General features: G+C 41.9%; 9 protein-coding genes and 1 pseudogene. All 10 read left to right on the top strand.

The genetic code is table 11. The features are described 5' to 3' along the window. Positions 1-387 (top strand): 50S ribosomal protein L9 (gene rplI, locus Q0174_RS07900; protein WP_298043110.1); only part of this gene is annotated, 387 nt, incomplete at its 5' end. Beyond that, entirely contained in the window at positions 380-928 is a 549-nt protein-coding gene (gene hslV / locus Q0174_RS07895) for an ATP-dependent protease subunit HslV (RefSeq protein WP_297923689.1), read from the top strand. The genes rplI and hslV, both read left to right, overlap by 8 nt. Continuing rightward, positions 925-2,244 (top strand): HslU--HslV peptidase ATPase subunit, encoded by a 1,320-nt coding sequence (gene hslU, locus Q0174_RS07890; RefSeq protein WP_298043108.1) that lies wholly within the window; start codon positions 925-927, stop codon positions 2,242-2,244. The genes hslV and hslU overlap by 4 nt, the downstream gene beginning before the upstream one ends. A 499-nt stretch (positions 2,245-2,743) precedes the next feature. Further along, positions 2,744-3,613: a GTPase Era gene (era, locus tag Q0174_RS07885; protein WP_298043106.1), complete on the top strand. Its 870-nt coding sequence runs from the start codon at positions 2,744-2,746 to the stop codon at positions 3,611-3,613. Between the two features lie 62 nt (positions 3,614-3,675). Next, complete coding sequence (locus Q0174_RS07880) at positions 3,676-5,196, top strand: hypothetical protein (RefSeq protein WP_297942316.1); 1,521 nt, start codon at positions 3,676-3,678, stop codon at positions 5,194-5,196. Then, on the top strand, positions 5,196-5,849 hold the full coding sequence (locus Q0174_RS07875; RefSeq protein WP_295152091.1) for a hypothetical protein: 654 nt from the start codon (positions 5,196-5,198) through the stop codon (positions 5,847-5,849). The genes Q0174_RS07880 and Q0174_RS07875 overlap by 1 nt, the downstream gene beginning before the upstream one ends. Positions 5,850-5,917: 68 nt before the next feature. Further along, complete coding sequence (locus Q0174_RS07870) at positions 5,918-6,277, top strand: hypothetical protein (RefSeq protein ID WP_177389139.1); 360 nt, start codon at positions 5,918-5,920, stop codon at positions 6,275-6,277. After that, the gene (gene mshL, locus Q0174_RS07865; RefSeq protein WP_297894751.1) at positions 6,255-7,763 is read left to right on the top strand and encodes a pilus (MSHA type) biogenesis protein MshL; all 1,509 of its coding nucleotides are present in this window, start codon (positions 6,255-6,257) and stop codon (positions 7,761-7,763) included. The genes Q0174_RS07870 and mshL overlap by 23 nt, the downstream gene beginning before the upstream one ends. Further along, positions 7,756-8,586 carry an ATP-binding protein gene (locus tag Q0174_RS07860; protein WP_005870282.1) on the top strand — a complete coding sequence of 277 codons (831 nt, stop codon included), beginning with the start codon at positions 7,756-7,758 and terminating at the stop codon, positions 8,584-8,586. The genes mshL and Q0174_RS07860 overlap by 8 nt, the downstream gene beginning before the upstream one ends. Beyond that, positions 8,579-9,157, top strand: a pseudogene (locus tag Q0174_RS07855) (hypothetical protein); the annotation flags it as partial. The gene Q0174_RS07860 and the pseudogene Q0174_RS07855, both read left to right, overlap by 8 nt.

The following is a 9,157-nucleotide window of genomic DNA, read 5'->3' as shown; positions in this document are numbered from 1 at the left end:
GAGGTCAAGGATGGCTACGGCAATAACTTCCTAATCGGCAAAGGTTACGCCAAAGCCGCTACGACGGAGGTTTTGCGTAAATTTGAAGCGGATAAGAAAAAGCAGGCCGAGCTAGAAAAATACGAGGTCGCAAGCTTGCAAAAACTAGCCGAGGAGCTAGCCAAGATCCGCGTAAAGATCGTAAAGCAGACGGGCGAGAGCGGCGCGCTTTTCGGCTCTGTCACGAAAGATGAGATCGCAACCGCACTAAAAGAGCAAAAGGGGATCGAAATTGATAAGAAAATTTTAGAAACCGAAGCCATCAAAACGACCGGGATCTACGACGTAAATGCCAAGCTAAAGCACGGCATAAGCGCTAAATTTGAGATAGAGGTGGCTAGTGTTTGAAGCGACTACCATTTTAGCCTACAAAGGCGCGAAGGCCTCTGTCATCGGCGGCGACGGGCAGGTTACGTTCGGAAACACCGTCCTAAAGGGCAACGCGACTAAAATTCGAAAGATCGGCAAAGATGGGGGCGTCCTAGCGGGCTTTGCGGGTAGCACTGCCGATGCGTTTAATCTTTTCGATATGTTTGAAAAGTGTCTTGACGGCGCAAAGGGTGATCTTTTAAGGGCCGTGATAGAATTTAGCAAGCAGTGGCGCAAGGATAAGTATCTGCGAAAGCTCGAAGCGATGATGCTGGTACTGGACCGCAAAAATATCTTTTTGCTTAGCGGCACGGGCGACGTGGTAGAGCCGGACGACGGCAAGATCGCGGCGATCGGCAGCGGCGGAAATTACGCTCTTAGCGCGGCGCGAGCTTTGGATAAATTTGCAAGCCTAGACGAGGAAGAGCTCGTAAAGCAAAGCCTTAAAATCGCGGGCGAGATTTGCATTTACACGAACGAAAACATCAAAACATACGCAATTTGGGACGAAAAGAGATGATGACGCCAAGGCAGATTGTAGAGAAATTAGACGAATATATAATCGGACAAAATAGCGCCAAACGTACGATAGCGGTGGCTTTGCGAAATCGTTACCGCAGAATGGCGCTCGAAGATGAGATGAAAAACGAGGTGATACCCAAAAACATCCTAATGATCGGATCTACCGGAGTGGGTAAGACCGAGATCGCGCGCAGACTTTCGAAGATGTTTGGGCTTCCTTTTATCAAGGTTGAGGCGAGCAAATATACTGAAGTAGGCTTCGTGGGGCGCGACGTGGAGAGCATGGTGCGCGATCTGGCCGCCGCGTCGGTAAATTTAGTGCGCGGCGAGGAATTTGAAAAGAACAAAGACAAGATCGATGATTACATCAAGCGTAAAATTTTAGAAAAAGTCCTTCCGCCGCTTCCGCGCGGAGCGAGCGAGGAGAAGGTCGCAGATTACGAAAAAAGCTACGAAAAGATGGCTGCCAAGCTCGAGCGCGGCGATCTGGACGATCTTAGCATCGAGATTGAAGTGAGCGAAAACGCGCTTGAGTCAAATCCGAATTTGCCGCCGGAGATGGCGAATATGCAGGAAAGCTTCATCAAAGTAATCGGAATTTCGACGCGTAAAAGCAAAAAAGAGATGAAGGTCAAAGACGCCAAAGTTGCCCTTAAAAGCGAGGCTAGCGAGAAAGTTCTCGATATGGAGAGTATCAAAGCCGAAGCCGTTAGGCGCGCGCAAAACGAGGGCATTATCTTTATCGACGAGATCGATAAAGTGGCGGTTTCAAGCGGCAATAGCGGCAGGCAGGATCCGAGCAAAGAGGGCGTGCAGCGCGATCTGCTTCCGATCGTGGAGGGCAGCAGCGTAAGCACGAAATTTGGCAATATCGACACCGATCACATCCTTTTTATCGCCGCGGGCGCCTTTCATATCAGCAAGCCGAGCGATCTCATCCCCGAGCTTCAGGGGCGTTTCCCGCTTCGCGTCGAGCTTGATAGCTTAGATGAGGCAGCGCTGTGTGAAATTTTAACTAAGCCCAAAAATTCGCTTCTTAAGCAGTACTCGGCGCTTTTAAAAACCGAGGGCGTCGAGCTGGAGTTTAGCGAGGACGGGGTTAAAGCGATCGCGAAATTTGCGGCGAGCACGAACGAAAAGGTCGAGGATATCGGCGCTAGAAGGCTGCATACGATAATGGAAAAGGTGCTTGAGGATATCAGCTTCGAAGCCGATAAATTTAAAGGGCAAAAGATCGTCGTGGATGAAAAGCTCGTAAGCGAAAAGCTCGCAGGCATCGCAAGCGACGAGGATTTGGCGAAATACATTTTATAAGGCGGCGCGGCAGTTGCTCTTAGAAAACTGCGGAGCCGCGGAATTTTACGGTTTTTAAATTTGCAAAGCAATTTAGAATTTTAAGTATGAAATTTAGCGAAATTTTAAAATGCGCAGAACTTCGTCCTTTTAAATTTGACGATGCTTTAAAATTTTAAGTTTGTAAAATTTCAAGGATGATTAAATTCTGCGCGGTGCGAGCTGTATGTCAAGCCGTAGCGCATGGCAGGATAAAATTTAAAATTTCTCGATCAATTTATGAAGTCGCAAAATCTATGGCGCGCAGAATTTGAAGTAGATAAAATTTTGCGCCGAGGCGAGTAAAATTGAGCGCTACCGTGCAGCTTGAAATTTTAAAATTTCACCTGTTTGCGCGGCGTGGGAATTTTAAAATTTCTACGCTCGTGCGGAGTCGGCCTGCACAAAACGAGATTTTAAAATTTACTCGTAAGGGCTTAGCGCTGCGGTTGCAAGATAAATTTATAAATTTAAGGAAAATATGAAAAGCGGATTTGTAACGCTCATCGGGCGAACGAATGCGGGCAAGAGCTCGCTGTTAAACTATCTCTGCGGCGAGAAAATTTCGCTCGTCTCACACAAGATCAATGCCACGCGTCGTAAGATTAACGGCATCGCGATGAACGGCGCCGATCAGGTGATTTTTACGGACACGCCCGGGCTGCACGAAAGCGCCAAGCTGATGAATAAACTGATGGTCGAAGTGGCGCTCGGAGCGATTGAGGGCTGCGATTTGGTGCTGTTTTTGGCGCCCGTGCATGATGGTACCGCGGAATATGAAAAATTTTTAAATTTAAACGCAGGCACCAAACATATCGTGATTTTAACTAAAATTGACGAAGCAAACGACGAAAAGATCGTGCAAAAGCTGCTGCAATATCAAAAATTTACCGATAAATTTGAGGCGATAATCCCCGTTAGCATCAAAAAAAAGGTCTATAAAAAGCAGGTTTTGGACGAAATTTGTAAAATTTTGCCCGAGCATGAGTATTTTTACGATCCTGAAATTTTAAGCGCGACTAATGAACGCGAAATTTACCGCGACTTCATACTTGAGGCGATCTTTGAGAGCATGAGCGACGAGATCCCGTATTGCAGCGATGTCGTGATGGAAAAAGTGGTGGAAAAACCCGGTCTAATCTCGGTATATGCGCGGATCATAACGGACAGCAATTCACACAAAGAGATGTTGATCGGCAAAAACGGCGAGGCGATCAAGCGGATCGGAATTCGAGCCAAAAAGTTAATTTCAAATTTTTCTAAGGTCAAAATTTACTTAAAATTAACAGTTTTTGTAAAAAAAAGCTGGAAAAATGACGAATTTAGGGTAAAAACCGATTTTATCTATTGACATTTTATTTTATTTCTATTAGTATTAGCAGCGTAGAAAATTTCATTTGGAAGTGGAGTGTTATGGCAAAGAATAGTAAAAATGCTAGTTCGATTGTTGCGATTAACAAAGTCACGCAAACCATATTCGGTCTAAGTGAGAATGAAGTTTTCGAGCACGACTTCTCAAAAGCGAATCGTGCGAAGGAAACTTACGTCTCATATATTCCGTATAAGGATATAATGACTGCGACGGTCGAGATAAGCAGATCGGTAGAGGACGCGGATCTTTTAGATGCGATCGTCGTTAAGGTGTATGAGGAGCTGGGGCTTGACACCGCTTTGGATTACAAAATCACCTATAGTGAGGTAATAGGCGCTGGCGGCGATGATAGAATTTTCAATGTCTTTGTCGTAGATAATGCCAAACTCACTTCAGAATTCGATGCGATCGCCGCTAGGACGAACTACATCGACTATGTGGCTATGGCTCCGTTTTTATACGAGGGCTTGTATAATAGAGGCGTCCTAACTCGCGACGGAATCGACTGCTTCATCTACTTGCAGCGCGACGATGCGTTTTTGGTAGTGTATCAAAACGGCGAATATTTTCAATCTCGTCAAGTAAGATACAACCTAAAATTCTTACATGAAAAATATGTCGAGCTAGTCGGTAGCAGAGTCGATGAAGAGAGCTTTTATAGACTGCTCTCCAAACAAGGAGTAAATTTAGAAAATCCGACCGAACGCGATTATATGATCCAAATTTTTGACGATATGTTTTACTATATCAACGACGTGTTGAACGGTATTAGTAAAATTTACAACGTCAATATTCAAAATGTCTATATCGGAACGGATATCGGTAAAATTCCTGCGATCGAGGTTTTTGTAGAAAATAATCTAAAGCTAAGATACAAGGATTTTAATTTTAACGTTGCAATCAACGCAAAAGATTATCCGCTCACTCAGCTAGATATTTTGATGTTCTTGGTGGGTCAAGATTATTTGGTTACCAAAGATGACGATCACAACTACTCGCCGTTTATGAGACCTCCGCCTTTGACCCAAAGATCAACCGGCAAGCTGATAGGCTATATGTTGCTAGGCTGCTTACTTGGGGCTGTGTATCCTGCGTATAACTTCGGCTATGGATATTATAATAATATGGTAGCTAATGATAAAACTAGCGAATATCAAGGTTTGGAAGATCAGATGGTTCCTGCTAGAGCAGAAAATGCGCGTTTGGATAAAGAGACTAAAGAGGTAAATGCCCAGGCTGCTAAGAGTGGTAAGGAGCTTAACGACAGGCGCGATCTAATTAATGCCATCTTAGACAAGAAAAACAATTACGCTATGAAGGGTGTTTCTATTTTTGAGCTAACCAATATGGTCGTTAAAAATAAGGGCAATATGGTTAGGATCGGTGATGAGAATAGGACTCTAACTGTTCAGGTGCGCACCAAAAACGATAAGCAGATGACCGAGCTTTTAGAGGATATCAGTAAAAAAGAGGTGTATGGCGTGGATACTAAAACAATCGCGCTGCAAGAGGGTAATAAAACCGTCTTTTACGATAGCAACATCAGTGTGGAGGTTAAATAATGAAAAAGAAAAGTTCATTAGATCAACTTGATCAATGGTTTGCCTCCAAGGGAAATAGTGCAAATAACTATTTTTATATAGCTTTATTGTTTGTAGGTGTGGTAGCTTACTTTATTTTGAGTGGCTATGCGGATCCGTATTTAGAGGAGAGCGAAACAAATCTAAGTACTGCCACGACGAAGCTTGAAGGCGCACAAAGAGAGTATAACGAGTTTTTTGGCGGTGATCCTAAAGCTTTCGTTGATAATAAACGCAATATCCTCAATGGTGCTAGGACCAACCTTAACAATATCATTGAAGAGCGCGGGTATCTAGACGGTAAGCTAAAAGAAATTTCAAAGCTTACCTATAATGAAAAGAACTGGGCTAAATTTATGGATAGCCTCTCAACGATCGCAGAGAATAACAATATTAAAATTTATGCTATTCACAGCGATAGAAGAGAGCCTAGCATCAAACAAATTTTTCAGCCTGAAGCTTTGCTGGATATAGATGTGAAATTTGAAGGAGCATTTTCGAACGTCCTTAGGTATATCAACCTTATCGAACAATCGGAGATGATCGTAGATGTAAATAAGATGGATATCAATGCCACTAAAAACGGCAAAATCGGTGGAAGCATCGGTATATCTATCTGGGGAGTAAATTACTAATGAAAAAGTTAATTTTATGCTCTTTGCTGCTTTCTACTGCTCTATTTGCTGTAGATAATAATCAAACGGTGGCGCCTAGTAATGGCGCCTATAAAGCTAAGTACGATGCGATATTCGATGATCTTAGTAAGCCTAGAGTAGGTCTTAGCGATGAGCAGATAGCTTCTTTGCAGGATCCGTTTTATCCTAAAGAAGCTAATGCGCCTAGAGAAGCTAATCAGCAGGTGGATCTAGGTTATCAGCTAGTGGGTATTATGGGTGATAAGGTTAAGCTAAACGATAAGTGGTATGGTTTGGGCGAGTATGTAGGCTCATATAAGATCGTGCAAATAACGGGTAATAGCGTTATTATTACCAACGACGATGAAAATAAAGTCGAACTAACACTAAAACAAGGAAGTCAAAATGTCATTATTACATATAAGTAAAAAGCTTAGCATAGCCGCTATGCTTGCTTTGTCTGTTACGGCTACTAGTCTATATGCCGCTCCCGCAACTGCAGGTAACTGCGATAGGAAGGCGCTAAATATTAAGATTAACGATACCGTTACGCTAAACGAGATGCTAACTCAGCTATCCGATATGTGCCGCTTTTCAGTGGTAGCAAAAGACGCTATCGCTCAAGAGGAGATGAGTAAGCCACTGCAGGGCGTAAGCATCAAAGACCTTTCTTTACGCGAAGTTTTAGATCTACTCATAAAAGAGAATAATCTAAGCTATGAGTATTCTCATGGCATATTAAAAATTTCAGCGCTAGAGACTAGGACTTTTAAAGTGGATTACATCACCTCTATTAGAGAAGGCACTGCTGTTACTAAATCTTCTGTCGATTCCGCACCTACGAAAGTGGATGATAGCGACGATAAAGAAAATAAAGAAGATAATAAGATCACTACCAAAGAGAAATTTGATTTTTGGGAGAAGATTAGCGAGGAAATCACTTCTGTTTTAAATAACGGTACCGAAAAATACGTCGCAGTCGCTCCTATTATAAATCAAAATGCCGGTTTAGTAACCGTTACTGCTATGAAGTCTCAGATAGCTCGTGTCGATAGATATCTAAGCGGTATGCAAAAACGCCTTAGTCGTCAAGTCTTGCTAGATGTAAATATCATATCTGTCGAGCTAAATAATGAATACACTACCGGTATAGATTGGAGTAAGTTCCAATTGGGATTTAATACCTATGTAGGTGGAGATCCGACTAAGCTTTCAGGATATCACATAGATAACGGAAATAGAGGAAAGGCTAGCGATACTCACGGAACTTGGACGATAGGGGCTAATCTAAATTTTAATATCGACGGTTTAATTAACTTCCTAGAGACTAAAGGTAAAACCAAGATTATTTCAAGCCCTAAGGTAACTACGATGAATAATCAGCCTGCTATTATCTCTGTAGGTGATACCATTAACTACGTATTAAAATCCACTACTACAGGTGATTATCAAGGCGGAGATACTCAGTCGGATGATCAGTATTCGATCTTTGTAGGTATTCTTTTGAATATCTTGCCTGAAATTTCAGATGATAATAGGATTATGCTACGAATCAATCCATCTTTAAGTTCTCTTAAATATGCAGAAGATAATGTAAGAAAAGAAAACGGTAGAAGAGATATCGCACCTGATACTTTGCAAAAGAAACTCTCAAGTGTAGTTTGGGTAGATGATGGCGATACTGTAATTTTAGGCGGTTTAATCGGCGCAACTAAGTCCAAGAATAACACTAGGGTGCCTGTGCTAGCTGAAATTCCGCTAATCGGAAATCTTTTCAAAAGCACTGCCGATGTTTTGAGCACGTCGGAGTTAATCTTCGTAGTAACTCCACATATCATCGACAATACCGGCGCACCGCTTGCTACTTCGCTTAAAGAGCTAGGTTACTCAAAATCCATCTACGAAAATGAGTAATAACTATACGGCGATCAAGGAGATCTTTATCGAGGATAACGAAGTCTCAGACTTCGTTAATCTCGATAAATCTACCCTTGCTTATCATAAAATTTTAAATGCTTTGCAAAAGCCGTTAAAACTTATACTTTTTTACGGCAAACCGGGCTGTGGCAAGACATTTTTGCTTAATAAGATCAAGGTCGATCTTGAAAAAAAGGTAAGAGTAGTATTTGTGCCACAGCCGTTTTTTGATGAGAAAGAATTTTTCTTAGAGCTTTATTCGCAGATTTTTCATTCAACTCCTAGCGAGCCGATTGATAATTATGAAAATTTTATGCGGGTTTACAGAGAGAGATTTGGAATTTCTACGAACGTGGGCGCGGTAGAGCAGGTCGTTATTTTGCTTGACGAGGCTCAGCTGTATCCAGGAAATTTAATAGAAAAAATTCGTCTTATGGCAGATACTAGATTATTTAAATTTTTATTTACAGTGCATAAGACTGACGAGGAAGATCGCCTCGCGAAGGATTATTTTAAAACTAGAATCTGGGAGAGCATCGAGCTTCCTAATTCAAATTTAGGCGAAGTCAAGCTATATATTGAAAAAAAGCTTGTGCTTCATGGCTTTCAACAATACTATTTTATGTTTAGCGACGATAATTTCGATTTGATTTTAAATTTAACGGACGGCAATATGAGGAATATCAACAAGCTTATGTATAAGATGTATGAGCTTTTTGAGTATTACGAAGTAAATAAACCTACGGAAATTAGTTTTTCGCAGATTAATAATAAAATTATAGAGATGGCAGCGATAGGCTCGGGGATAATAAATGCTTGAATTTTACGAAGTAAACGAACTTGAAAAAAAATGGGAAGAGTATAACAAAAATAGAAAGCAGTTTTCTTTCCTGAAATCTAAGCCGAATTTCGTATTGAGATTCGACAAGACGATTTTGGGGCTTTTGATATTGATCTCGGTTGCGATCGGAGCGATATTTTGGCTGCTTAAAGATAGTGATAGCGTCAGTATGGCAAGTATCAATCAAAATATTGAGGACAAGGGCGGTGCTTCAAATTCTGCTAATGATGCCGAGCAGCAGGCGGCAGATCTTGCAGTGCAAAATAATATTTCCAAAGAAGATTACAATATCAGCGCGCCGAAAGTTGCCCGCGCCTCTAAACACGAAAAGGAACGCCCAAGCTTAAATTTAAACGACGTGGGTGTGCTATCCAGCGAGGATTCCGGTGGGTTTAAGATAACCAATAATTACGAAAATGGCGGAAACTATGGCGGGCAGGCTCAGGCTCAGAATTTCGGCGGTCAAAATTTTGGCGGACAGAATTTTGGCAATCAAAATGCTCCTACATTTAATGTACCTAATACCAATAACGCAGCTTTTGCAAATCAG

The sequence above is a fragment of the uncultured Campylobacter sp. genome (assembly GCF_937996225.1).
GTDB lineage: Bacteria > Campylobacterota > Campylobacteria > Campylobacterales > Campylobacteraceae > Campylobacter_B.
This window is presented reverse-complemented; position numbering and strand designations above follow the sequence as displayed.